The sequence below is a fragment of the Paenibacillus sp. FSL L8-0340 genome (assembly GCF_038593145.1).
Lineage (GTDB): Bacteria > Bacillota > Bacilli > Paenibacillales > Paenibacillaceae > Paenibacillus_AQ.
The window spans coordinates 3,277,514-3,303,175 of sequence record NZ_CP151967.1; the positions used below are offsets into that span (position 1 = coordinate 3,277,514).

Annotated in this window: 24 protein-coding genes and 1 riboswitch; of the genes, 13 read left to right on the plus strand and 11 right to left on the minus strand. The window is 47.3% G+C overall.

All coding sequences use genetic code 11. The annotated features are described in order from the left end of the window. Positions 1-76: 76 nt before the first annotated feature. Positions 77-1,321: an MFS transporter gene (locus tag NST07_RS14670; RefSeq protein WP_342481796.1), complete on the minus strand. Its 1,245-nt coding sequence runs from the start codon at positions 1,319-1,321 to the stop codon at positions 77-79. Between the two features lie 195 nt (positions 1,322-1,516). On the opposite strand from NST07_RS14670, the gene NST07_RS14675 reads away from it, so the two are divergent. Then, complete coding sequence (locus tag NST07_RS14675) at positions 1,517-2,500, plus strand: diaminopimelate dehydrogenase (protein ID WP_341092657.1); 984 nt, start codon at positions 1,517-1,519, stop codon at positions 2,498-2,500. A 144-nt stretch (positions 2,501-2,644) separates the two neighbouring features. Here NST07_RS14675 and gdhA read toward each other — a convergent pair whose 3' ends face one another. The 3 genes from gdhA to NST07_RS14690 form a co-directional block, all read right to left on the minus strand. Next, the gene (gene gdhA, locus NST07_RS14680; protein WP_341092659.1) at positions 2,645-4,018 is read right to left on the minus strand and encodes an NADP-specific glutamate dehydrogenase; all 1,374 of its coding nucleotides are present in this window, start codon (positions 4,016-4,018) and stop codon (positions 2,645-2,647) included. Between the two features lie 418 nt (positions 4,019-4,436). Then, positions 4,437-5,489 (minus strand): suppressor of fused domain protein, encoded by a 1,053-nt coding sequence (locus NST07_RS14685; protein ID WP_342481797.1) that lies wholly within the window; start codon positions 5,487-5,489, stop codon positions 4,437-4,439. 19 nt (positions 5,490-5,508) lie between these two features. Further along, complete coding sequence (locus NST07_RS14690) at positions 5,509-6,429, minus strand: aminoglycoside phosphotransferase family protein (protein WP_341378399.1); 921 nt, start codon at positions 6,427-6,429, stop codon at positions 5,509-5,511. A 229-nt stretch (positions 6,430-6,658) separates the two neighbouring features. Between NST07_RS14690 and NST07_RS14695 the strand changes: the two genes are divergently transcribed. Then, positions 6,659-7,612: an NADP-dependent oxidoreductase gene (locus tag NST07_RS14695; protein ID WP_306080841.1), complete on the plus strand. Its 954-nt coding sequence runs from the start codon at positions 6,659-6,661 to the stop codon at positions 7,610-7,612. A 425-nt stretch (positions 7,613-8,037) separates the two neighbouring features. Next, positions 8,038-8,964: an AraC family transcriptional regulator gene (locus NST07_RS14700; protein WP_342481798.1), complete on the plus strand. Its 927-nt coding sequence runs from the start codon at positions 8,038-8,040 to the stop codon at positions 8,962-8,964. A 13-nt stretch (positions 8,965-8,977) separates the two neighbouring features. On the opposite strand, the gene NST07_RS14705 is transcribed toward NST07_RS14700, so the two are convergent. Continuing rightward, positions 8,978-9,355 (minus strand): PilZ domain-containing protein, encoded by a 378-nt coding sequence (locus NST07_RS14705; protein ID WP_341092667.1) that lies wholly within the window; start codon positions 9,353-9,355, stop codon positions 8,978-8,980. Between the two features lie 177 nt (positions 9,356-9,532). Next, positions 9,533-9,643, plus strand: a riboswitch (purine riboswitch). A gap of 75 nt (positions 9,644-9,718) precedes the next feature. Between NST07_RS14705 and NST07_RS14710 the strand changes: the two genes are divergently transcribed. Then, complete coding sequence (locus NST07_RS14710; protein WP_341092668.1) at positions 9,719-10,675, plus strand: DMT family transporter; 957 nt, start codon at positions 9,719-9,721, stop codon at positions 10,673-10,675. Positions 10,676-10,835: 160 nt separating this feature from the next. Then, the gene (locus tag NST07_RS14715) at positions 10,836-11,390 is read left to right on the plus strand and encodes a CueP family metal-binding protein (RefSeq protein WP_341092669.1); all 555 of its coding nucleotides are present in this window, start codon (positions 10,836-10,838) and stop codon (positions 11,388-11,390) included. Positions 11,391-11,485: 95 nt separating this feature from the next. Here the strand turns inward: NST07_RS14715 and NST07_RS14720 are convergent, their stop codons facing one another. Beyond that, positions 11,486-11,815: a helix-turn-helix domain-containing protein gene (locus NST07_RS14720; protein ID WP_052092545.1), complete on the minus strand. Its 330-nt coding sequence runs from the start codon at positions 11,813-11,815 to the stop codon at positions 11,486-11,488. 156 nt (positions 11,816-11,971) lie between these two features. Here NST07_RS14720 and NST07_RS14725 point away from each other — a divergent pair, with 156 nt between their 5' ends. The 3 genes from NST07_RS14725 (at position 11,972) to NST07_RS14735 (ending at position 13,094) form a co-directional block, all read left to right on the plus strand. Further along, a complete protein-coding gene (locus NST07_RS14725; RefSeq protein ID WP_342481799.1) occupies positions 11,972-12,598 on the plus strand; it encodes a nitroreductase family protein in 627 nt (208 codons plus the stop codon). Between the two features lie 65 nt (positions 12,599-12,663). Continuing rightward, complete coding sequence (locus tag NST07_RS14730) at positions 12,664-12,831, plus strand: ankyrin repeat domain-containing protein (protein WP_342481800.1); 168 nt, start codon at positions 12,664-12,666, stop codon at positions 12,829-12,831. Next, complete coding sequence (locus NST07_RS14735) at positions 12,828-13,094, plus strand: hypothetical protein (protein ID WP_342481801.1); 267 nt, start codon at positions 12,828-12,830, stop codon at positions 13,092-13,094. Before NST07_RS14730 ends, NST07_RS14735 begins: the two co-directional genes overlap by 4 nt. A 28-nt stretch (positions 13,095-13,122) precedes the next feature. On the opposite strand, the gene NST07_RS14740 is transcribed toward NST07_RS14735, so the two are convergent. Continuing rightward, positions 13,123-13,635, minus strand: a complete 513-nt coding sequence (locus NST07_RS14740; protein ID WP_342481802.1) for a MepB family protein — start codon at positions 13,633-13,635, stop codon at positions 13,123-13,125. A 676-nt stretch (positions 13,636-14,311) separates the two neighbouring features. On the opposite strand from NST07_RS14740, the gene NST07_RS14745 reads away from it, so the two are divergent. The 3 genes from NST07_RS14745 (at position 14,312) to NST07_RS14755 (ending at position 17,879) form a co-directional block, all read left to right on the plus strand. Beyond that, positions 14,312-14,923, plus strand: coding sequence for a TetR/AcrR family transcriptional regulator (locus NST07_RS14745; RefSeq protein ID WP_341092679.1), 612 nt, complete (start codon positions 14,312-14,314; stop codon positions 14,921-14,923). Beyond that, entirely contained in the window at positions 14,901-15,599 is a 699-nt protein-coding gene (locus tag NST07_RS14750; RefSeq protein ID WP_341092680.1) for an ABC transporter ATP-binding protein, read from the plus strand. Before NST07_RS14745 ends, NST07_RS14750 begins: the two co-directional genes overlap by 23 nt. A 69-nt stretch (positions 15,600-15,668) precedes the next feature. Next, entirely contained in the window at positions 15,669-17,879 is a 2,211-nt protein-coding gene (locus NST07_RS14755) for an FtsX-like permease family protein (protein ID WP_342481803.1), read from the plus strand. Between the two features lie 122 nt (positions 17,880-18,001). Here NST07_RS14755 and NST07_RS14760 read toward each other — a convergent pair whose 3' ends face one another. The 3 genes from NST07_RS14760 to NST07_RS14770 all read right to left on the minus strand — a co-directional run bounded on the left by NST07_RS14760 (position 18,002) and on the right by NST07_RS14770 (position 21,893). Next, positions 18,002-20,065: a methyl-accepting chemotaxis protein gene (locus tag NST07_RS14760; protein ID WP_342481804.1), complete on the minus strand. Its 2,064-nt coding sequence runs from the start codon at positions 20,063-20,065 to the stop codon at positions 18,002-18,004. 285 nt (positions 20,066-20,350) lie between these two features. Beyond that, positions 20,351-21,331, minus strand: a complete 981-nt coding sequence (locus NST07_RS14765; RefSeq protein WP_342481805.1) for a BtrH N-terminal domain-containing protein — start codon at positions 21,329-21,331, stop codon at positions 20,351-20,353. Beyond that, positions 21,321-21,893 carry a PadR family transcriptional regulator gene (locus tag NST07_RS14770; RefSeq protein ID WP_341092688.1) on the minus strand — a complete coding sequence of 191 codons (573 nt, stop codon included), beginning with the start codon at positions 21,891-21,893 and terminating at the stop codon, positions 21,321-21,323. The genes NST07_RS14765 and NST07_RS14770 overlap by 11 nt, the downstream gene beginning before the upstream one ends. A gap of 223 nt (positions 21,894-22,116) precedes the next feature. Between NST07_RS14770 and NST07_RS14775 the strand changes: the two genes are divergently transcribed. Next, a complete protein-coding gene (locus NST07_RS14775; protein WP_341092689.1) occupies positions 22,117-22,494 on the plus strand; it encodes a BlaI/MecI/CopY family transcriptional regulator in 378 nt (125 codons plus the stop codon). A 5-nt stretch (positions 22,495-22,499) separates the two neighbouring features. Beyond that, the gene (locus NST07_RS14780) at positions 22,500-24,764 is read left to right on the plus strand and encodes a M56 family metallopeptidase (protein WP_342481806.1); all 2,265 of its coding nucleotides are present in this window, start codon (positions 22,500-22,502) and stop codon (positions 24,762-24,764) included. Between the two features lie 12 nt (positions 24,765-24,776). Here NST07_RS14780 and NST07_RS14785 read toward each other — a convergent pair whose 3' ends face one another. Next, positions 24,777-25,253 (minus strand): GNAT family N-acetyltransferase, encoded by a 477-nt coding sequence (locus tag NST07_RS14785; protein WP_342481807.1) that lies wholly within the window; start codon positions 25,251-25,253, stop codon positions 24,777-24,779. Between the last annotated feature and the right edge of the window lie 409 nt (positions 25,254-25,662).

The window sequence follows — 25,662 nt, forward strand, 5'->3', positions numbered from 1 at the left end:
TGTAACATACATCTGCATAGGTAAACCCAAAGAAGCCGGGCTGAACACGGCTTCTTTGGGTTGTTCTTTGACTTGATTAAGACGCCGGGCCTATAGCCTGCTTGCTGACCCGTTTGCGGTATAGATGCAGCAGAGCATAGGAGAGGACAAAGGCGGCGGTAACCAGCCACAGCGGAATCCGCGGGTCCAGCTTGTAAGCCCATCCGCCGATAATGCCCGCAGGCGAGGTGAAGAGAAGAATCAGCACGGACAGCATGGAAAAGACCTTGGCGCGTTTATCATCGTCGATGGCATTCTGGACAGCGGTCTCCAGATAAGGCGAACTGATCATTAGCCCCACTGCCGACAGGATGGTACTAAGGCCGATCCAGAGCAGGCTGGATGACGGGTAAAGCACAAGCATGACGCTTGATAAAGCGGACAATGCGAACCCCGCCATCATGGAGCGGTTCGCCCCCTGCTCCGGAATTTTAGGCATAATCAGCCAGAGTGTCAGCAGCATAATGATGGAGGACACAGCCGGAAAGAGCGACAGAATGCCGTTGTCCAGCTGCAAATAGTCTGCCAGATAAAGAGACAGATATGTCGTCTTCAATGTGGCCTGGAAGTTGAACAGAATGTACACGGCAAAGATCAGCAACAGATTGCTGTCAGCCCATAACTCGCGGAAAGCGCCGCTGTACTCGATCAGGCTCTGTTTTAGCCCAAGCTCGCGCGTCTCCTGTCTTTTTTGGATTCCGGCTGCGGTTTCGCGGGTGGTCAGATGACGGCCGACAAACTGGAACGTCATCAGGACAAAAGCGAGAACGTACATAATCCTTACACCTTGCACCATTCCGTACTGGGCGACGAGCAGACCGCCGAGCGGTGCGAACAGGCCGCCGATGACACTGATGATCTGCAGCAGTGTGAACACGTAGGTACGGTCGGCTGGCCGGGTATCTTCAACAATCAGGCAGTAGAAAGCAACATGCGGCACACGCTGAAAACCGTTGATGAAGGCAGCAGCCACAAAAAACCACAGGTTCTGCGAAAATGCCCACAACAGCGTAGCCAAGCTCCAGCTAATCAGGTCAAAATATAAAATCGCCCGCTTGCGGCCCAGCCTGTCGGTTAAATAGCCGCTGATAAAAGAAGACAAAACTTGAACGATAAGTCCAATTGTTGTGATCCAGCCGATATTCATCTCCGTAACGCCAAGCTCGTACATATATAAGGTTGCGTAGGTAGAGAACATGCTGAACGGGATCAGGAAAAAAGGCTCAAATGCGAGACAGCCCCGGCTGTTCCCCTGCAGACGGGCGAATAACGGTCGTGCCATGATGGTTCCTCCGGATTGTTATAATTATTGGATTTAAGCTTTAATCGTATATGAATTTGCGGAAAAATAAAAGAAGGAAGTATACGTATTATCCGATCCTATTTCTTGAAAAATGTTTACATTTCATGTGATGTATATATACTTGTAATTAAAGTTATTAAATTACCCGGAATTATCCGGCAGGGGAGGATCATCATGAGCAGCAACATTAGAATAGGTATTGTAGGATACGGCAATCTGGGAAGAGGGGTACAGCAGGCGATTCAACAAAATCCGGATATGGAGCTGGTCGCCATCTTTACACGCCGCGATCCCGGCCCGTTGGCGGAGGAAACAGGTGTCCTGACAGAACGCCTTTCCGATGCTGAAAAGTACATAGGCCGAATCGATGTAATGATTTTATGCGGAGGATCGGCGACGGATCTGCCGGATCAGACGCCGCAGCTGGTGAAGCTGTTTAATACGGTGGATAGCTTTGATACCCATGCCAAGATTCCGGATTTCTATGAAAAGGTAAACGCCGCTGCACAAGAGGGCGGAAAAGTCGGTGTGATTTCCACTGGCTGGGACCCTGGACTCTTCTCCATGAACCGCCTGTTAATGCAGGCCGTGCTGCCGGAAGGACAGGATTATACCTTCTGGGGTACCGGAGTCAGCCAGGGGCATTCCGATGCGATCCGCCGTGTGCCGGGCGTCAAGGCTGGAGTCCAGTATACTGTACCGGTGCAGGCAGTAATTGAACGTATTCGCTCCGGTGAGACGCCGCAGTTGTCCACCCGCGAAAAGCACCGCCGCGACTGCTTCGTCGTAGCGCAAGAGGGGGCAGATCAGGAAGCCGTACGGCGTACCATTACAGACATGCCTGATTATTTTGCCGACTATGATACGACGGTGACGTTTATTACAGAAGAAGAGCTTGCCGCAGAACATTCCGGCATGCCGCACGGCGGATTTGTCATCCGCAGCGCAGTCACGGGCAACGGCAGCAAACAAATTGCTGAATTCGGTCTGAAGCTCGACAGCAATCCAGAATTTACGGCCAGCGTACTAATAGCCTATGCCAGAGCCGCTTACCGGCTGAGCAATGAAGGGGCTGTTGGGGCGAAGACGGTATTCGATATTCCACTGGGCTATCTTTCTCCGAAAGCTGCGGAAGTCCTGCGCCGCGAATTGCTGTAACAGCAGCACAGACAGATCAGACGCGATGCACTTATCGACAGCTGAAAAATATCATAACAAAAAGACGTGCCGGTTTGCGGCACGTCTTTTTGTTAGCTGATTTTAAGAATGTTCTTTAAGCAGTAGTCTGGCAGCCTGTCAGTCTTAGACGACTCCTTGGGCCAGCATAGTGTCGGCTACCTTCAGGAAGCCGGCGATGTTGGCACCGGCCACCAAGTTGCCGGGCACTTCGTATTCATCTGCTGCCCGGACGGCGCTGCGGTAAATGTTCTTCATAATCTGCCGCAGCCGTTCATCCACCTCTTCAAAGGCCCAGGACAGCCGCATTCCGTTCTGGCTCATTTCCAGACCTGATACGGCTACACCGCCGGCATTGGCTGCCTTGGCCGGTGCGAACAGGATGCCATGCTCCAGAAAGTAATCGATGGCCGGCAGTGTAGAGGGCATGTTGGCGCCTTCTCCGACAGCCTTCACCCCACCTGCAACAAGCGTCCGCGCTGCTTCTTCATCCAGCTCGTTCTGCGTGGCGCAAGGTAAGGCAATCTGGCAAGGGATAGTCCAGATGGCTGTGCTGCCTTCCGTATATACCGCATGGGGATGCTCTTTGACATATTCGCTGATCCGCAGCCGTTCTTGCTCTTTCAATCGCTTGACGGTATCGACATTGATGCCTTTCGGATCATAAATGTACCCCGCGGAATCGCTGCAGGCGACAACGAGTGCACCAAGCTGCTGTGCTTTTTCCATGGCATAAATCGAAACGTTGCCTGAACCGGAAACGACGACGGATTGCCCATGGAAGTCCAGTCCTTGCGCGGCCAGCATTTCCTGCACGAAATAAACGAGGCCGTAGCCTGTAGCTTCTTTTCTCGCCAGGCTTCCGCCGTATAACAAACCTTTGCCGGTAAGCACACCTGCTTCATGGCCCCCGCGTATCCGTTTATATTGACCGAACATATAGCCGATTTCCCGCGCGCCGACACCAATATCACCTGCAGGGATATCCGTGTCTGGACCGATATGGCGGTATAGCTCAGTCATGAAGCTCTGGGCGAAGGCCATGATTTCCCGGTCTGACTTCCCCTTGGGATCGAAATCGGCACCGCCTTTGCCTCCCCCGATCGGCAGGCCGGTCAGAGCATTTTTGAATATCTGCTCGAAGCCCAGAAATTTGACAATTCCCGAATAGACGGATGGATGGAAACGAATGCCGCCTTTATATGGTCCGATAGCACTGTTGAACTGGATCCGGTAGCCGCGGTTGACGCGGATCTGACCGGAGTCATCGCTCCAGGGAACACGGAAGGAAATGCTGCGTTCCGGCTCAACCAGCCGTTCCAGAATGGCATGCTCCATGTAATGGGGGTGGCGGGCCAGCACGGGTACTAGGCTATCCAGAATTTCTTTGACAGCCTGATGGAACTCGCGTTCCTGAGGATCGCGGTGTTTGACCTCTTCATAGATACGCCGTACATAACTTTCGGCCGAAGCTGAGGCTTCCGGTGTAAGGGTAGACACTTGATGAACACTCCTTGTCTGTATAGTGGATATGGATAAACCCATCATTTACTAAGAATTTAAAAGAATTTTACTAAAACCTGACATCCTTTTGCCAATCAATTCTTTTTTGATGGCCTATCAATAATTTCTATGAAACTAACAAAAGGTGTTATATTTATGCATTGGACAGCATTTATTCTGCGCCCGCCGCAGTATAAATATACGTGTGATCCGGCAGGGAGAAGACGATTACAGCGGGGGGGAAACGGGTGATAGTGTATTGATTATGCACTGCAATACACCTAAGAAGTAGAGCCAAAGAGTCAAGTGTAATTCTATTGAAGGATGTTTGAGAGGAAAAGAAGCTTACTCCTGAAATTGAAGCCTTTCTCAAAACAGCATTAAAGCCTATTAGCGCTTCAAATCTTTAACGGGCTTATCCGATACTTTCGACGATATTTCCTTCACTGTCTTTGATATGGGTAGGTACGATACTCACAATGAGTTCCGGCCAAGCTGGAACCGCGAAAGTTCCGGCTACCGGGGTAAGCAGCAGGGCAATTGCTGCCGCCGAAGCAGGATCAAGCTTAATTGTGACTGAATCCTCCTGTTCCTGTACTTCTCTGGCCTCACCCGTCTCGAAGACGATCCGGGTCTCCGGGCCGGATAAGGTCAAGTTACGCTTTTTTAAGATTCTTCCCCGCAGCAATTTACTAACAACCTCAGCCTGCTTTGCGCCGATGGTCAATGTCTTGGACATGCCCCCGGCAGGTGAAGGATTCCAGGACAACTGATCAACATAGAGAATTCCGGTATTTGAACCCTCTGTCTCACTTCCAATCCGAACGGCTTCAAAAACCGCAGGGAGGCTCAGCAGCGAATCTCTCAGCAGATTAGTTGTGTAGAGCGGTATATGCTCAGAGATTGCCGAAAGAACGCCAAGCGTATTCCAGACCTGCATAGCCAGCAGCTCTTCTTGCGTAATGCCGATCATTTGCAGAAACTCCACCCGCCCGTTAGGAGTCTCGATCTCCGGTAGCTGGGGATCAGCAATGAAGGAGAGGGCAGTCAGAAGCGTATCTGCTCCCTGACAAATAGGTCCATTCGCGTCCATGTAATCACCAGACCGGAAGATATTGCCGCTGCCAAACACATATCTCCCCATATTCTGAAGGAGATTCAATGCCCAGGCCGGGGGCTCATCTTCGTTGTCTGATTTGGACAGCCGGAAGGTCAATTCAAATCCATAACCGCTGTATTCAGGATCGCTGCTCTCTTTATCGTAAAGCTCTGAGAAGCCGTAGGTAACAAAATGCCAATGGGCTACAGGCTCTTTCACTTCATACACACTGATGCCATTCAGAGGATCAGGGCCTCCCAGCGTATACGGAATTATAGTTCCGTAGTGTTTGGGCTCTTGGTCTCCATAGATGTTCTGTAAAGCCGCGTCTATAGCGTCCCAACCCGAAGCGTTTTCTACTCCACTCATTTTTCTGCAAACCTCCTTGTTAATGTGGAAACAACTGTTTTTGCAACAACAGCCTTAATTCGTCTATGCTTGCTACACGATCTCTTGGGATGTCACTTCTTTCGAAATAATCCTTCAAGATGAAACCACAGAAAAGATGAATAGAAAGGCCTTTAATTAGTGCATCCAGAAACAATTCGCGGTCTTCTTCCCCGATATATACCGCCACCAGCTCTTGATCGCATAAGAACAATTCAAATATGATTGCAGGCAGCTCGTAATAGGCTGGAGCCATGATGCAGTCTGCAAAGTCAATTAGCGTAACGGAGCGATCAGTACCAATGATCAGATTATCTCTCGTGATATCACCGTGTACCAAAACCACTTCATCATAATCCAGGTTCTCAGCGCATCTTGCCAGCTCTTTGATGAGATTCGGATTCAACCCATCCATGCGGTTCATTCGGTTGTCTTGAATTCTGAGGTCAATACGGGGCAGCAAGTTTTGCGCCGGCTGATGGAGTTTAACAGAGATCTGTTTGATATGATTTACAAATTCTTTCTTCTCGGATGAAGAAGCTAATAAAAGTTCCTGAATGGAAAATGCGGCAGGTACATAATCCATAATAAGATAACGAAACAAATACTTGTCCATAAACTCACCGTGCCCGATGATCTTGGGGATGGAAATATTGTGATTCATAGCAAATTCCATTACTGCCAGTTCAGTAGCGTAGTCTTGTTGCGTATCCAAGTTAGTTTGTATAGGGGCGTAGATTTTAATGATTAGCTCATTGGCTTTGAAGACTGCGTTGGTGCCTGGAGGAAGAGTCTCTAAGGATTTTACCAAAGGTAATCCTTCTTTATCGAAGATCGCCTTGGCTAAAGGGAAAAAGGCTTCCTTCGATTGGAAAACGCTGCTCCAGGAATCCCACCCGTTCAAATTATGTTCAAATAACAATAAATTCTCCTCCGAACCTTCAGATTTTAGTTGGCATAGAAGACTATACTCATTAGGATACACATTTTGTATCTATTTTCCAAAGGAATATTTCACTGTTAGCGGATTATTGCCTAATTCTCCAAAACTACACTTTGCTACATTATACCGATATACAACAAATTGTGGCAGAATCAGGTCCGGAGGGTAATCAATAAGGAACCTGGATTTGGTTCAGGAAGATATTCTCTTGAAGAGAGGCGTGATCCGAAGCATGAAGGCAGTTGTGATTGAACAATTTGGCGGACCTGAAGTATTGGTGGGCAAAGAAATTCCCAAGCCGGTGATTGAACCCAATCAGGTATTGATTCGGCTGAGGGCAACATCTGTAAATCCGGTGGATTTTAAAATTCGGCAAGGTGCTATGGGCTCTGCCACTGGTGATTTTCCATTAGTGTTAGGCGGAGATGCCGCCGGTGTGGTCGTTGAGGTAGGCGAGAATGTGAGCCGGTTTAAGGCGGATGAACGTGTCTTTGCACGTCCGCGTGATTTCGGCACTTATGCCGAGTATATCGCGGTAGATGCGGATGTGGTGAGCAAGATGCCCAAAGCATTCAACTTTGAAGAAGCTGCAGCCGTGCCGCTGGCAGCGATGACAGCGTGGCAGGCGCTCGTTGACCACGGGAAGATTAAAGAAGGCGATAAGGTTCTAATTCACGCCGGTTCGGGCGGGGTCGGCACGTTTGCCATCCAGTTGGCCAAACATTTCGGAGCAGAAGTGGCCTCAACAGCCAGTTCCAGGAACAAGGAACTGTTGGAATCGCTCGGTGCCGATCGTTTTATTGATTATAAAGAAGAAGATTTTTCGAAGGTCCTCTCAGACTATGACCTCGTGCTGGACACGATGGGTGGGGATATCCAGCGTAAAAGCTTTGAGATCTTAAAACCCGGCGGCAGGCTGGTCTCTCTTGTTGAGAAACCTGATGAGCAGCTGCAGGAGAAATACCAAGTCACCGGCGTTCAATTCATGATGGAGCCCAGCGGCAGTCAGCTGGAGAAGCTTGCAGAGCTTGCCGATCAAGGCAAACTGCGGGCGGTAATTGACAGTACCTTCTGGCTGAACGAAGAAGGAATCAGGCAGGCTCATGAAAAAAGTGAAACGCATCATGCAGCTGGTAAAATTGTCCTCCGTGCCGAGCAGTAGGGGGTGAGGCGGCGGTATTGCCTAGCGGTGCGTTCAGCTATGGCAACTGCGGGCTGTGAACCTCCGCAAGTACGTCGAACAAACCGGAGGCAGTCTAAATAACGAAGCAAGAGCCCGAGTCTGTCGCGGGCTCTTGCTTCGTTGTGTGTAAAGGCAGAGCAGCAATAGGCTGCTAATCTGCCGCAGATATACTAGGAGGGCCGGACAACAAGTTCATTTATAGCGGTATCGGCCGGTTGTTCGATGGCAAAAAGGATTGTCCGTGCAACAGCCTCGGCCGGGAGTGCCTGCTTCCGGTATTCCTTCATCAGCTCTTTCGCATACTCCTCCGAAATGCTGTTGGCCAGTTCGGATTCAGTAACTCCCGGCGAAATTTGCCTAATTCTCCAAGCTGGATTACAGTAAAGAGAGAGGAGGGGGCTAAGATGAACCAGACACAACCGGAAGAAGAACTGTCCTTAGAAGGGCAGAGGGAACTGGCTTCCTTGATTGAACGGCATACAAGAACCGATGGAAAGCACCAGAGCGCAATACCTTCGCTGCATTTATTCCGCGCTTCCTGCGGGCAGGAACCGCAGTTCGCGATCTATGAGCCGGCTCTTTGTATGATTGCCCAGGGAAGCAAAATGGTAATGCTGGCCAAGGAGAGCTACCGTTATGACTCGAGGTCGTATTTGCTGGCATCCGTACATCTCCCTGTCAAAGGTCAAATCCTGGAGGCGACGTCAATTCGGCCGTATCTGGGCCTGCAGTTAAATTTTCAACCGGATCAAATTGTCGATATGCTGCAGATGCCGCGTTCTGGCGGGGAAGCCGGGAACCATTCCAGCCGGGGGCTAGCGGCGGGTTCCGTCAGCTCCACTCTGCTGGACGCCGTCATTCGGCTGATCCGGTTGCTGGATAACCCGGAGGATATTGAAGGTCTGGCGCCATTGATGATCCGGGAGATTTTGTATCGGGTCATTCAAGGGGAACAGGGAGCGACTATCAAGTCTTTTGTTGTCAGCGGCAGCCATGCCCAGCGAATCGCAGCCGTTATAGACCGGATTAACCGTGACTACAGGCAACGGCTTCAAGTGCATGATCTGGCCAAAATGGTCAACATGAGTGTATCTTCACTCCACTATTATTTTAAAGAAGTTACTGCGATGAGTCCCCTGCAGTATCTGAAGCAGGTCCGGTTGCAGGAAGCCCGGCGGCTCCTGTTGTCAGAGACCACAGAAGCCGCTGAGGCAGCATTTCAGGTGGGATACGAAAGCCCGTCGCAATTCAGCCGGGAATATGCCCGCCTCTTCGGGCAGCCGCCCATCAGGGATGTCAATCAGTTGCGGCATAGGCTGTCAAGAAGCTGACACCGCAACTCTTCTATTTGACAATGATTTTGCTTTGCCCGGCCAGCAGCCGGAGTTCACGCGGAAGCCGGTCGCGTTCATGTTCGGGGATGTCCAGCTGGACGCCGTAATAATGATTATCTGCTTCCTCACGGCCCCAGCGCAGCGTGCCCTCCAACTGCAATGGTTCTTCATGCAGGACGAGGTTTAAGCTGACCCGGATTTGATTGCTGTCTACTCTAAGCGCAAGCGGCATCTTAAGACCACAACCTGAACGGCTGATGTCATACATGAGCGCCTGTACGGGTTTGGCGGGAGCGGGTATTCCATTTATGCTTACAATAAACAAGTTGAAGGAGACCGGCTCCTTAAAGGTGTATCGGAAAGGTTCTTTTCTGTGGTTGATCTTCATCGGTACCTCCATAATTTTCCTGGCAATATCAGCATATATCTATCATCGTCAGGAAACGTCCTGTGATGAAGAGTAACACTTCAGTTCCATAGGGGTTCCTAAGACAAAACCACAAATTTAAAGAAATTAGTGTTGACGTCTGCTCACTTGCCGTGTAACATATGAACAGTCGAAACACAGAAAACTACATACTGTTCTCGTATAACCTCGCAGCCATTTGCTACATACAGGGCGAGGGTTTCTACAGGAAGCCTATTCTTCCTAACTACGATGACAAGGATCTAATGTTATGATCCTTGTCCCCGGAGTTAGGATTTTTTGTGTGCAGCGGCCGATTCAGAAGATTCAGGAGGATTAATAAACATGAAAGATTTGAAATACCTCATATCCGTCTTAGTGGGGGCCATGAGCTATGGTATCCTATCAACAATTGTTGTGCTGGCTTACGGAAAAGGATATCAGCTCGGGGAAGTGGTCGGTACACAGTTATTGACCGGCTGCATACTCGCTTGGCTGCTGGCTATCTATACAAAAGTCAAAGAAAACCGCAAACAAAAGAGCCACGGCATTCCAGCCGCAGCAACGCAGCGTGTGTCAACAGCACTGACCTGGAAGCATAGACTGCTGCTCATGCTCGCCGGAGCTCCGACGGTGTTGACTGGTCTGCTGTATTATCAGTCGCTCCGCTATATTCCGGCATCGCTGGCGATCATCCTGTTGTTCCAGTTCACATGGATCAGTGTGCTGATTCAAGCTGTAAGCAAACGCCAGCGTCCCGATAAAATTACACTGCTGACTTTGCTGCTGCTGTTCGGAGGAACATTGCTGGCTGCGGGGATTTTGGATCAAGGTGCCGCCCATTTCAATATCTTGGGGCTCACTTTAGGCCTGCTGTCTGCGGTAAGCTATTCGATGTTCATTATATTCAGCGGCAAAGCCGTTCCTGCCGCACACCCGGCCTACCGGAGCGCCTGGATGATTACCGGCGGATTTATATTATTATGCATTTTATTCCCGCCAACCTTCATCTTCAACGGTTTGCTGTGGGGACAATTGCTGCTGTATGGTTTCCTGCTGGGTTTGTTCGGCGCCTTTATTCCGCCTGTGCTGTTTGCAATCGGTGTTCCCCATATTGGCGGCGGAATGGCAGGGATTCTTGGTGCCGCCGAGCTGCCGGTTGCAGTTCTGCTGTCCTCATTTGTACTGCATGAGCATGTAAGCTGGCTGCAGTGGACTGGCGTCATTATAGTGCTGATCGGAGTTGTGCTTCCTGAACTGTATAAGCTGCGCTGGAAAAATACACGCGTAATAACGTCATAATCTTATTGTTCCTTTGTCAAAGGCCGGTATCCACTCAGGAGGAGTTGGACAACCGGCCTTCTTTGATATTGTTACTCTTTTGCGAATATCATCTGTGCCACGCGCACAATTGTACGATCTCGGTTACAATAAAATAAACGGACAAGGAGATGAATTCAAGATGAACAAAAAAACGCTGGCGGCTGCTGGAGTAGTTGCTATCGCGCTGGGGACATACCTATTTGCGGGAAACACCGAAAAACAAAAACCTGAACATGACATAGCACCTAATATTAAACAAATGGTACATGATTTCAGTACAGGCAACACAACGGCCCAATCGGCTTCTATCACTTCCGGGCAGCTTATCGTGACTGGTGACAATTCAAAAGAAATCACCTACAATCTGCCTGAGGATGAGTTTTTTCTGTCCATCGCGCCTTACATAGATAAAACACACCCTTGCGCAATCCATAGCCTCACTGGCTGTCAGGGCGAAATGACGGATGAAGAGTTCAGTGTAGGGATTGAGGATTCAGAGGGGAACTCCGTAATGGACAAAACTACAATGAAATCACAAGACAATGGATTTATTGATCTGTGGCTGCCGCGTGACAAAACATACCATATAACGGTGGAGCATGACGGGAAAACCGCGGAATCCGCCATCTCTACTTTTGAGAACGACGACACCTGTATTGCAACCATGCAATTAAAAGACAAAGAGAGCTTGTAAGCCCCCTTGAGAAGGAAGCTGTTTAGCTCTAGTTAATGATCGGGGGCAATCCGGCACAACTGGAATGCCCCCACGATAAACCTCCTTATGTCCTGCTATTGAGGATTATTTTGGTGCGTGCAGTAAAATTGTCCGTCTCGCTCTATCTCCTTCAACACTGCATATTCATGGCCCCAGTCACACATTGTATTTAACACGGGCACAAAAGATTGGCCCAACTCCGTTAGACTATATTCTACTTTTGGTGGAACCTCCTGAAAGATCTCTCTTTTTACAAGTCCGTCTTTTTCCAGCTGACGCAATTGATCGGTTAATACTTTTTGTGTGATCCCCGGAATGTACTCATAAAACTCCTTGGTTCTGACCGGATTCCGGCTCAAAAAGAAAAGAATTAAACACTTCCACTTTCCGCCCACAATATTCATAAATATATTTATCCCTGAATTATATTGGACCAAGTCCCGTTCCTCCCCAATAGGCACTTAAAAGTGGGTAAACCACAATTTTGTGCGTTATTTTCCTGTGTAATCTTTACTACTATAATTTGAAAAGCAAGATAAATAAAGGTGGGAGTGAATAACATGAGTGTGAAAAATATTTTAGAACATCGGAATTCAGTCCGGCATTATGATCCGGATTATAAAATCAGCCCGGAACTGCTGGCTTCATTCATTGAAAGTGCAAGCAAATCACCCAATGGAAATAATGTACAGGCTGTCCGGTACCTGATTATTGATGATCCTCATATCCAAAAGTCACTATTGCCTATCGCATACAATCAGCAGCAAGTGGCAGACGCCTCCGCTGTATTGGTGATGCTTGGTGATTATAAAGCGTTCCAGGACGACAACATTATTCAGATTCACGAGGAAGGGTTTCAAGCTGGTTATTTCGATGAATCATTAAGAGACTACCTGGCAAATGCGGCCATCGGATATTATGCCAGTAAATCAGAAGAGGACCTCCGGATGGAATTAACCAGAGATGTAAGTCTTGCGGCTATGTCATTTGTGTTGCTGGCGAATGAAGCCGGACTGGACACGATTACAATGTCAGGTTATGATTCCAGGCAGCTAAAGGCAATTTTGAATATTTCCGAAAGATATCTGGATGTAATGCTTATTGCTATCGGTAAAGGGATTAAAGCAGGGCATCGGACGGTGAGACATGAGGTAAATAAAGTGATTTATAGAAATAAACTAACTTAACTCAGACCGAATGGATATTTTGCAGATACTCTATAATCGGAAATCTCAACGCGCTGCAAACCCCATTGTCAGACGGCCTGGACATCAACATTGAGCTAGAACTAAGCAAATTCACTAAGGTTACTCCTCTGGAATTGGCGCTTATCAAAGACCGTTTGGACGTCGTCCAGCTGCTGGTGGAGCAGGGCGCGAAGTTGAATACACCGGTTAAAGCGGAGAGAATCTGCGTGTGAAGCTTCCGGCGAACAACTATGGAGTCGATTACATCGACTTCTTTACCCTGACGGACACAATTGAAATGAAGTCCGGCCGGCAAAAGCTGCGGCGCCTGTCGGCAGAAGTAGACGATTACACGGATATCCTTATCGTGTGGCATCCGGGCTCACAAAAGATCGGCTACTACGATGTAGAGCATCAGGAATATGCTCCTTTGGCTAAATTCGCGGAGTTCATGGCCGATCCGGCCCTGTATATGACCAGAATTATGGAAGGCTAGATTGCAGCCCTACAAACGGCACATGGGATCAGCTGGAGTATAATTCTATTAATTTCTGTGTCTGTAAACAATCTTTGTTATTTACAATAGCAAAATAGGGTAATTGCCAGCTTTGTGTAGCTATAGCTTGTTTGCTGGTGGGGGTATCCCAACTAGGGTAGACTCTAATGGCCATTTTTCCATTTGCCTTAGTTGTTGTAAGGATATTATGTTTCACAAGAACATCTTTTGGGAAAACGAATTGTCCAAAGCGATTATTAGGTGCATCAAAAGTATTAATAACCAATAAGTCTGTGGCCTTTTCATATGAAAAGGCTTGATTATTATGATGACAATCTTTTTCCCATATTGCGACAAATTGTCCTGTTTTGGTTGGTGTTATTTTGGCAACTCTGAATCTGACCGATTTAGAATTCAGCTGGAATACACCAGCCCCATAATCAGAATTTTGGGGTTCTTCCCGGACGGATGCTATCGTTAATTGATTAGGTTCATACAAAATTTCTTTTACATAGGATAGTGCCTCAAAAAATCTATTCATTTTACAACTCCTCATTTTACTGCTTTACAGAATCCCCCACAAATACTAATCCCAGTCCATAAAAAATGTGGATTCCAACTGTCCGTGTTCACACGCAGGGCAACTCAAATGAACAGGCACCAAGTGTTCCAAGGGTGTAAGCCTCAGGGTATCCTTGCATCTTTTACAAGTATAGATCGTTACAAACTGAGATGTGTCCGAGCACATTTTCATAAATAATTCATTTCGGACAGCATTACAGGATGGGCAGACATATAAAGCCTTATAAGCGTCGAAGGTCGTGGCAGGATCTTTTTGAAAATGTTCAATCTGTTGTTTGAGCGCAAGGTCTTTTACAAATGAGGCAATGGACTCCAAGCTGAAATAATAGAAACCAATTCCAATATATATATCTTCAGTATATGTACAGTGATCACAGGTCAGTTTGTAGCCTTGTCCCATTTTACGCACCTCTTGGATTTATTTCTGTATTGGCTTATATGTGATTTTAGCACAGTTTTTGGCCAGGAGGATGGACGGATTGAGTAACTGTGAAGTTCAACACAATGTAGCGCTCATCCAGTTGTGGACAGACAAACGTATATTGACAAAAGCGACAGTGGTGTCATAAAATCAAAAAGCGACAGTCGTGTCACATTTTTGAGTGGAAGTTCTTTTAGCGATTGGAGGAATGAGGATGGCCAAAAAATCAGTGGAAAAGAGACAATTGATTCTGAGTAAAGCACTAGAGTTATTCGTTCGCAAAGGATTTCATGCTGTGACGATGAGCGATATTGTAGAGGAGTGCCAGATTAGCCGAGGTGGTTTGTACCGTTATTACAGCTCTACAGATGATATCTTCCGCGAACTGTTGCGTGCAAATGCCATACATACAGAGGAAATCTTTGAATCTATGATGGGGGCAGGCAAGCCCTATCGTGAAATCATGGAGCTGTTTTTGTCCGGGCAAAGAGCGGAGCTACGCCAGATTAATAACAGCATGATGACTGCAGCCTATGAGTTTTTCCTCTCACACAAAAGCAAATCAGACAGGGAGTTCTTACAGCAGCAGTACATACAATCAGCGGCTTTTCTCAGCAGGCTGATCCAGTACGGCAATGAACGGAAAGAGACGGAGTTAGCCTCCCCGGATATAGTTGCCAATCAGTTGCTGATATTTTTAGAGGGCCTGAGGGTGCTGGGTTTATCCGTTGATCTTACAGATGAATTTCTGGAGGAGCAGTTCAAGTGGTTTCAAAATAATCTGTTCGGAGGCCATCCCCCTTATGAAAACAATCCTTACAGTTAACGAGGTAACGAAGCAATACAGGAACAATGAACTCATTCTCAAAGAGGTTTCACTGGAAATAGAGGAAGGAAGCTTCACGGTTATCATTGGGCCAAGCGGGTCAGGAAAATCCACCTTGCTCAACATCATGTCCGGATTACAAAAGCCGAGCAGCGGAACTGTATTCTTCGGAGACAAAGACATTACACAATTCAGCGAACATGAGCTTGCTGATTTTCGCAGACAAGATATCGGTCAGATTTTCCAGCAATATTTGCTGCTCTCCCATCTCACGGCAGAAGAGAACATCAGGATTGGTGCGCCTGCATCGGGTGGAGCGTATTCTGTGCAAGAATTGGCGGAGATGCTGGATATATCTGGTGTTTTGGACCAATATCCAGGCGAATTGTCGGGAGGCCAGCAACAGCGGGTAGCCATTGCCAGAGCTTTGATCAAGAAGCCGCGTATGCTGTTTTGCGATGAGGCTACTGGGGCTCTGGATGAAACAAACAGCAGAAAGGTTATTTCTTTGCTGCATCAGATTTGTGTTAAATATGGTGTAACTGTACTTTTCATCACCCACAATTACGAAATCGCGAGAACCGCAGATCGTGTGATTACGATTAAGGATGGATCGATGATTAAAGATATACATCAGAAGAATCCTATTCCTGTGGAACAAATGAGCTGGGTATAGCGCGTGCAGACTGAAGGGGAATGGGGCGGAATTGGATTGCACTATTTAAAAAAGCAAATAGTTAGCCTGTTGAAGCAAAACCGTGCTTATGGAGCAGTGCTGCTGTTGATTATTTTGTTAACCTCTTTTATGTATTTTTTCGTGCAATTTTCAGTTGACCGGAATGTAACGAATATGGAGTACTACTTGAGAAATCAAAACCAGGAAGATGTCAGATTCCAGTTCACCGGCACAGCAGACAAGAACAGGGTATTGAAGGGGTTAGAGAATAAACTGATTACCGAGGAACGCAGCATTAAGAAAGTGAAGGGGGAGAACAAGACTTATTTTCTGCTTAGTGAACCTCAGCGGCTGAATATGCCTTATATCGTGAAGGGCAGGCTGCCGGAGCAAGCAGATGAAATTGCGGTCTTGCCGCAATTTCTGCAACAGAATAACCTGCAAGTTGGCGATTCATGGAGAATCGGAGAAGTAAGCTTTACGATTACTGGTTCAATGTATTTGCCGGATTACTTATCGTTTATACCCTTTGGTGAGGTTCAGCAAAATTATTCCGATGCTACGTTCGTTCTTGTCTTACCGGAAGTCTATGACAGACTAGAGGGGCAGGAGAGTCAATATTATGCCGGAGCCTTGCGAGAGGGCGTTGATCACCTATCAAAGGAAAGCCTGCTGGCAGAACCAGCTTTTTCTTATTTAGCATCGGCCGCTGAGATAGACAGCGATACAGAACTGCAAAAGGCGCTGGAATCAAATAATGGACTGGCGCAGTCTTTTTTGATTGTGCTCGGTTTAATATCTTTTTTCATCTTTTATATGTTTTTTAAACGATTCATGTCGCTGCACAAGCAAGATTTGGGCTGTTTAAAAGCACTTGGCTTTACCGGGAGGCAAATAACTTTTGTCCTGATAAGGTTTACCTTCGGAATTGCAGGCATAGGTTGCCTCTTGGGGATGGGGTTAGGATATCTTGGATCCAACGTGCTCATGGGCATGCTGGAAAGCACTTATTCCTTCCCGTTTTTTGAACGGGGGATTCATTTCGGGTCAGCCGTTAAAGGCATCTTATTTCCAGTCGGGGGAGCAGTTCTTATAACGTGTTCTGCAGCGGTTCCGTTTTTGAAGCAAGAAACCCATGCTTTGTTAAACATTTCAGCGCAGCCGCGGCCGGTCAAGGGTGTCTTGCGGGCTGCCAACCGGGTAGTTAATCTATTGCCGGAGAAGTGGCGGTTGCCGTTCCGTGTTGCACTGCGAAAATGGAATGCCTTAATCCTTAGTGCTTGTGCGATTCTGCTGACTACCTTGTTGTTCTTGCTAAGTTATTCCTTATATCAATCCAGCGGTACAGCCTTGAATGCCCAAATGGCTGGCATTGATTATACCTATGACATTACCTATCCGGAATTTCAGAATGATGATGCGAATGCCAGATCCTCCCGGATGTATTATCTCCAGCAACAAGTGCAACTAAAGCAAAAGAAAGGCAGTATCATCTCAGCGCAAATGCTGGGACTCGATAGCGGGGGGACGCTGTTCACGCTGCTCGATGCCAATAATAACGGCCTCAGGATGGATAACCTGAAAGGAGTCATTGTCAGCCGCTCATTCAGCTGGTTATATGGCATCAAGAAGGGGGATACTCTCAACCTTATACTGGATCGGCAAAATGTGGAGGTTGTCGTTCAGTCGATCAGTCAAAACGGGGATACGGATACGATATATACTTCCAAAGATAACCTCGCTGGTTGGATGAAGGTGGAGCGTTCACTGCATTCGGGGGAGTTAAGTGATGAAATGAATTCTTCCGCCAACGTTAAAGTGGTAACTGCTGCGGATAAAAGAGCTGCGCTGGAAAGCAGCGCTGTTTCAAGTCGTTCAAGTGCTGTCATTAATCAAATGATTGGCGTTGTAATTGGCGTTTTACTGATATACCTGATTCTCCTGCTTAATTTTCAGGACAGTACCCGGGATATGAAAATACTCCGGCTGCTTGGTTACAAATCAGCCGAAATCAGCCGTTTGCTGATTGACGTGTACAGACCGCTGCTGGTATTGCTCTATGTTATTACTCTTCCGTTTGCGGTGTTTATTACAGAACGGATTTTACGGATTCTATCTCTTCAGACTGGTGATTATATACCGTTTAACCTGAATATATGGATGCTGATTCTTCCGCTGGCGCTTATTATGCTGCAATATATGCTGGTTATGCCGATATTCAAGGGTAAGCTGCGCAGAGGAAATAGAGACAACAACAGTATTGAAACGAATACCTGTTGAAATTTTGGTGCTGCGGATCAAAAAGATAAATTAACACAAACAGCGCGCGCCGATGGAATATCGGTGCGCGCTGCCTGCTTAGCATGATTCTGTTATTGAGTTAACAGGGGATAACTTGAGCACTATTCGACCTGGAACTGGTTCAACTCATCCTGAAGTTTTTTGGACAAATGACTGAGTTGCTGGGATAGTTCAGCGACCTGTTCAATGCTGTCCAGTTGTTCCTGCGTGCTTGCACTAACCTCTTCCGTTGAAGCGGAATTCTCTTCTGTAGTGGAAGAGATGATTTCCAGTGCCTGGAGAATTTCATCTTTATGTTTATGGACCTTGGAAGTGTTGCTGCTGATCTGAATCATGCGTAATTTCAAGGCCTCCAAATCCTTGTTAATGCTAAAGAATACCTGCTTCGTAGCCTCCACGGATTTTGCATTTTCTTCAGCAATTTCAAGACCCTGTGCTGTGTATTTAACGGATGCAACAGTTTTTTCCTCGATTTCATGTACCTTTCTGCCAATCTCCTGTGTGGCCTGTGCGGTCTGCTCCGCCAGCTTGCGAACCTCTCCGGCAACAACGGCAAACCCGCGGCCCTGTTCTCCCGCACGGGCGGCTTCAATGGAAGCATTGAGCGCCAGCAGATTGGTTTGTGTGGCAATTTGATGTACTGTATCCACAATGCTTGAAATTTCATGGCGGCTTAGATCAATATCATGAATAGCTGACGATATCGACTGGGTGGAGTTGTGATTTTCTTCCGCCCACTTGGATAACTGATCCAATACACCCAACCCCAGCTCGCTTTGGTCAGCAGAAGCTTGCACCATCGTTTCTATGGCTATGGCATCACTGGCGATTTCGTCAATTTGGCCCGACAGAGATCCGGTTTTTTGCAATATAGTATCTGTTTCGATCGACTGATAGTTGGTCGCATTGGCAATCTCATTAATGGCCGTCGCTGTATCGTTCATGGTTATAGCCGTTCTGGAAGAAATGGATTGCAGATCCTTGGAAGACTGGTTCAATACCTCAGCGGAGGTGCCGACCATCTGGAGCATACCTTGAATTTTCTGGACCATATTGAAGATTCCGTTTGAAATTTGTCCGATTTCGTTGTTGGAATGGGCATCAAACTGAACTGTCAAATCCCCGTTTTCCACCCGCTTGATTTTAGTGAGCAGTATGGGGATTGATCTGAGCAGGTAACGGAGCGTGAGATAAGAAAATAGAACGAGCAGGATCGCAGCTGCAGTAAACCCGCCAAGCGTAACCCAGGTGAACTTTTTTAATTCTGAGAGCACTTCACGCTCCGTAATGGTCAAACCTACGGACCATCCGGTATCTTTACTGATAGCATAGCCAATGTACCGGCTTTCTCCGTTGTCATCAATCAGTTGTACCCCGGATTCGCCAGCTATCATTTTCTTTCCGATTCCTCCAAGATCGCCCGGGAACTCATTAATCTTTTCCTTGGATACCTTAGTCTGGTCAGGGTGATACAGGATATCACCTGTTTTGGAGACCAGAATGGAATAACCTGTGCTGCCAAGCTTGTAGCTTTCCATTATGGCAGGGATGTCTTTAAAGGCTATATCAACCGCTGCAAAACCGATTAATGCATTGTTATCATCCTTAATCGGATAAAAGATACCCATCAGCGTATCGCCCGAAGTGATGTCAATATAAGGATCGGAATAGTACAGTCCGTCTGCTGCGGCTACCGGTTTGTAATATGGCCGTTCCTTAATATTAAAGGCTGCATCGGATGCCTTGCCGTCATTCAAAAGGTAAAAACCTTTGCCGTCAATACTTGCAATCCAAGCATCTGCAAAAGAGGGTTCTGCTTTTACAATGGCTGCCAGAGTCTTCACTACTTCATTGGCATGCGGGGAAGTTATAGCCATTTCCGGAGATTCAGTGGTTTCAATGTATTGTTTAAATATATCATTCGTTGCCATTTGTTTAACTTGTGAGCCCTTTTCCTTAAATAGAGCATCGAATTGACTTACGAGTGCCTGTGTCTTGGTCTGCAGCATAGATTCTTGTTGTTTCACAAGTATGCTTCGAGTGCTGGAAAACATATATGTTCCCAAGATCGAGAAGACGACAACAATAATAACTAAAAGTACAATGGACAAAGTATTTGCTATGCTAGGTGAGCCGAATCGCCATTTCTTTATTTGCTGCAACATATTACCATCTCCCCCGAATCTTTTCTGAGCTAAAAGCTCATAAGAATATGTCGGAAGATTGTAACCCTTTTAATATAGCTTTTATCTAAATGAACGAAATTTAATTTTAAAAAATAAGGATTTGGGAACTTAAATACGTTAAGTGCGATATATGCTGTCCTTATTCTGGATGGGTTTCCAGACAGGTGGAAGGAGATGGGCTAATTAGACAATAAGCGGAAAATCTAAATCCAGCACAAAAAGCCCACGCTGGACGCGGGCAGCTCGTATTTACCAGTCCTGAAGTTAAATTGTCAATAAAATCTCCATGGCGGAGCGTTCTCTCTGGGCAATATCGCTTAAAAGCTCGGATCCCCGTCTTAGCTCCTGCTGATTTCCGGTTCTTCCCGCATTGTCAATTGACGCTGATACATTATTCCACAAGAGGGCGATTTCCGTAAACAGCAGATAAGCCTTTTCTATTTTTGAATTACTGAGCAAGTCCACACATTCTTTGAGGAAATCTCTGTATAGGTTGCGAAATAAGGCACCGCCGGTTCCGGCCTTTTCCATTAACATAGCAGTCAAACATAAATCTTTCTCCAAGTCCTTACTGCGAGCAGGCCATTTCAGAATTTCATTGCTCATTTTTTCGATGCCTTTATTGCCCATATTGCGGATCGGCGGATTCAAATAGTCGTGCGCATTATTAAGAATAGAGGATCGTATTGCAGGCAGAAGCGGTGGAAGGTCACCTGTCAGTTCAAGCGTAAAGGAACGGTTCCTGGAACTCATGGATCCCTTTGCGTTCCTTGCCATGGCCAAACTGGATAACCGTGTGGCTACGAGCCCGCCTTGTTGGCCTGTGTCTGACATATAGGCGTATTCGTCATCCATACCGTAGATCACGGCATAGTGGGCGGCAAAGTGTATTTTATTCGTAAAGTAATCTAAATAATATGAATCTAATTTAAGGCCTACGGGAACACCTTGCTCTATGCAGCTTTGCACATTCTGCCATGCTTTTGTGACAGAGGAAGTTTCCTTCACCTTCATGTTTAACTGGAGCCGGGATGCCAGGCATGCAGACAGTTCATCTGGCTTCGCTCTGCCTCCAATAAAAGGAAAGTCCATTCCCTTCGAATCCCAATATATAAATCCTAATCCTTGTCCAATTCCGAATAACATCGGCTCCGATAATTGAACGCCTGCATGTTGAAGCAGATTACCCATAGCTGTGGTCTCGCAGTGTTCTCCCTGATAAGGAGCAAAGTTTTCAATCCTCATGATTTTGACCCTCCAATTCCCCTATTAGTTCGTTGATCAGATTGGCGACAAAAATCTTTTCATTCTCGATGAGACTCATCGGGTGAAGAAAAAGAGCCCTGACGTGCAACGGCAACCGGTAGCCGCCTTGTGATTCATATTTTTGCGCGATGTTCCTCAATGACTCCTCCAGAAAAATCTGCCGTGTCTGCAATGCTTCTACAGCTTCATTTATCCCGATAAAAGGGAGAGCCGCCAGCCCGAGATCGAAACGGTTATCCCGTTCCCGTGAGGTAGTTAGGCTAAGGATGATTTCATTTCTCAAAGTGTGCATACCGTCTTCCAGCATGACAAAAGTGGACGGGAGAGGACCTTTACCAGACTTGTGGCCGGATTGTTCGGATCGGATCAGGCCTTTGTCTTTCAATTTCTGCAAACCATTGTAAATAGAAGTAGTGCCTATGTTCGCCCATTCCCGGTAACCCCGCTGCTCGATCAGCTTATTAATCTGGTAACCTGACGCTTGCTTGGATTCCGCAATAATTTGCAATAAGATGAATTCCACGTTGGAGAGACTATACATTTTCTTCCTCCTTATATTACATGAGTGTAATATAACACTAGTGGATTATAACGTCAATAGAGTTAATTTGGGGAACGGCCCAGTTTCGCCGGAAAACTCTGAACATGCATGAAACCTCGCAGATAAGAGCTGCTTCTGGTTGACATAAATGAGATATACTTGTATATTATTGGAATTGGATTACAATTGTAGTCATGGAAACGGGTAGAAGGGCGGAAAGAATATGTCTACGGAAACTCCAAGAATCTCGGATGCCGAGTGGGAAGTAATGAAGGTGCTGTGGGCAGAGGCCCCTCGCACTGCAGGTGAAATTATTGAAGTGCTGGAAGGCAGCCGGGACTGGAACCCGAAGACGGTACGGACACTGATTAAGCGTCTGACCGAGAAGCGGGCCGTCGGGTACAACCAGACAGGAAGGGTGTATTCATATTACCCGCTTGTACGGGAAGAGGAATGCGTTCAATCGGAGACCCAATCGTTTCTGAAACGGATCTACGGCGGAACTCTGCGTCCGATGTTGGTCAACTTTTTGCAGGATGAGAAGTTGTCCCGGGAAGATATTGATGAATTGAAGAGAATTTTGGATGAACGAAAGGACTGAGCTGCTTGCTGGAAGCTGCATACAATCTGTTCGTCAAGGTAGTGTCGCTGTCCGCTATGGCGAGCGTGCTGACGCTGCTGATCCTGGCTGCCCGGTTTCTGTTCAAGGATCGTTTAAAACCGGCCTGGACGTATCTACTATGGATACCGCTGATTGTGAGGTTGGCCATTCCTTGGGCACCGGAGAGCGCGTTCAGCATTTTTAATCTGCTGCCGCTGGAGAAAGAACTGGCGCAGACTACCTCCATTCCGTCAACGCAGCCGATGGTCGGCATTAAGCTTGAGGCCGGGTGGACCGGTGGAGAATCAGGCTCCCCGCCTGACGCTGGAACAGCAGGTGCCGGACTTTCACCGCTAACGACGATACCGGGTCTAATACCGGATAATCCGACCTCGCCGGTTAGTGTTATTCAGCCGGGGACAGGGAATGCTCTGGCTGCAGATGCAGGCTGGACGCCGCTATATTTGCTGGGACTGGTATGGCTTGGTGGAGCTGCAGTGGTACTGGGCCTGTTGGTCCGGGCGCAAATGCGCTTCACGGCGAGGGTTCGGCGGGAACCGGAGGTCATTTCTCCGGACATCCGAATGTTGTTCGAAACCTGTCTTTGCGAACTGCAGGTGCGTCGTCCGGTGAAGCTGATCGAGACGAGGCAGATTCCCGTCCCGGCGCTGCTCGGTGTTATTTGGCCCAGGCTGCTGCTGCCGGCATCCACGCTGCATACTCTGGAGGCAAGCGGGCTCCGCCATGTATTTCTCCATGAACTGGCGCATTTGAAACGCCGCGACATTCCACTGAATCTGCTGACAAGCTTGCTGCTGGCCCTGCATTGGTTCAACCCGCTGCTGTGGTATGCCGTACGCCAAATGAAAGCGGATCAGGAGGTCGCGTGTGATGCACTGGTCTTGACACATCTTGAACCGGAATGCCACAGAAGCTACGCGCTGACTCTTCTCAAACTGTTGGAAACATTACCTGGCCCGATCAGTCTGGCCGGAGCAGCTGGCATTTCAAGCAATAAAAAGGAAATGGAAAGAAGGATAATCATGATCACAAGGCATAAGAAAATCACAGCAAAGAACACGCTGTTGGGCCTGGCCGTAATTATGCTCTTAAGCGGCTGTAGCCTGACCGGGGCCAAGCTGAATTCTGCGCCGGTCCCGGAGAAGAGTACTCCTGCTGCTTCCCCGGCAGCTTCACAGGATAAAGATACCACTGCATCCGGTGTCAAAGGGACTCTGTTGGGAGAAAAAAACGGGATCACTGTGACCGCTAAGCCCACAGGGGAGAATACGCTTTTGCATGAAGTCACAGTTAATGTACGGGGTGAAGTGAGCCGCACGTTCTTGTGGGATGCCGGTAAAGACGAGACGCGGCCTCCGATCATTGATGAAGCTGACCTGAACGGGGACGGTACTAAAGAAATCTTCATTCGTATTACGACCGGCACCGGCACAGGACTTTATATGAATGACATTCATGTTCTGCAGCCTGTTACCCTGGAAGAGCTTGTGGTGGAGGATCCGGTCGAAGCGCTGAATCAGAGGCTGAAATCCTCCATTACACACCGCGATAACCATACCTATGTCTCTGCTGAACTGGATGGAAAGCATATGAGCAAAGTTTATGATTACACTGAGGCAGCATGGGGGGAGAAGGTCGGATTTGGTGCTATAGTTTCGTATGAGCTGACAGGCGGCCGTATCGTGGCCCGCTTGTCCGGCGCTGCGTCTATGACTGAGTTTCCGCTCGATGTTGTTGTTGTTTACGGCAAGGACCTGACCCTTGACAGCGTACAGATGTACTATGGCTCGTTCGTTGCTCCGCCGCTCAGCGAACAAGAGATCAAGTCCATGATGGAACAAAGGCTTCCTGCAACCGGCTGGACCTTTGGCAAAGACGGCGACCAATACACTGTGGATTTCACTGATCCGCCGAACGGCGAAGGGCAAGGTAACACCTATAAAATCAATCCGTTTACCGGAACGGTTTATGACGCTATCTCCGGCAATCCCTTGAGAAGCCTTGTAAACAGGGAAGCGATAGATTTGTGGGAGATCTCTGACGGCAGCAAATACCAGAAGGAGCTGTATAAGCTGCTCCAGCCCATTCTGGATACCGAAGGCTTCGAGCCGGTCAGCAAGGACTGGATTTCCGGCTTTACCGGGGATGGTTATTTGTTCGGTGAAGTCAGGAAAGAGGGCAGGGAATTCACGATTAAAGCCGATGTCTTTACCAGCCAGTGGGAAGAAATTCCTGATCCGTATAAATAGTTAAGCCGCATTTCAGATTTGCAATACGGTTACTAACTCGTTGTTACAGATTTCGCCGTTGTCACGGAAGCCGAAACTTTCATAAAGCTTTTGGGCGAAGGAATTTTCGCCTGCATAAGGAATCCAGCAGTAATTTGCAGGCCCGGCTGGAAAGGTGCGGATAAATTCCAATATCTTTGTCATAGCTGCCCGGCCATAGCCCCGATTCTGGAATTGCTTGTCAATCATTAGCCGCAGGATGCAATAATTACCGTCTGCTACTGACGGGAGATCGTATCCGGTGATTCCATAAGTCAGCATTACAAAACCGACAGGCTGTTCATCCGCATAAATAGCAAACGGAAACGGATGTCCCCCATTGGTGGTCAGAACATAACATGAAGCCATACTTGACAGATTGGACGCAACATAACGGCGTTGGTCTTCTGAAACCTCCAGATTAAAGATGGACCGCCGGTTTTCCAGCGTGATTTTTCTGAGCGTAATCATGTAATGTGTCTCCCTTCATTTTTCGTTTTGCGCCGCAGCCGCTTATATAACATACAATTTATACAGAAAAAGTAATAGACTTATATTGTATTTTTTTATAGACTAATATGTATCCATGGCTTTTTTAGATATCGTCTTATTTGGCAGTATTGGCTAACCCCCCCACATAATTGTTCCAGTTTTATTATTTCGTTAACATATAACTTTACGCCGCCAGAACCTTGGCGGTTTTTTTGCATTCTCCGCGAAAAATACTTCTATATAGATTGAACTTAAAAACTTGAGATAAGGAAAGGAGGAACGGAAGATTAAAATTTAAAGAGAGTTATTCATAAAATTTAAGTTCTCCTGCAGTTATTCCGATATGTATAAAAGGAATATCCACAATCTGGATGAGCATAAACGGAAG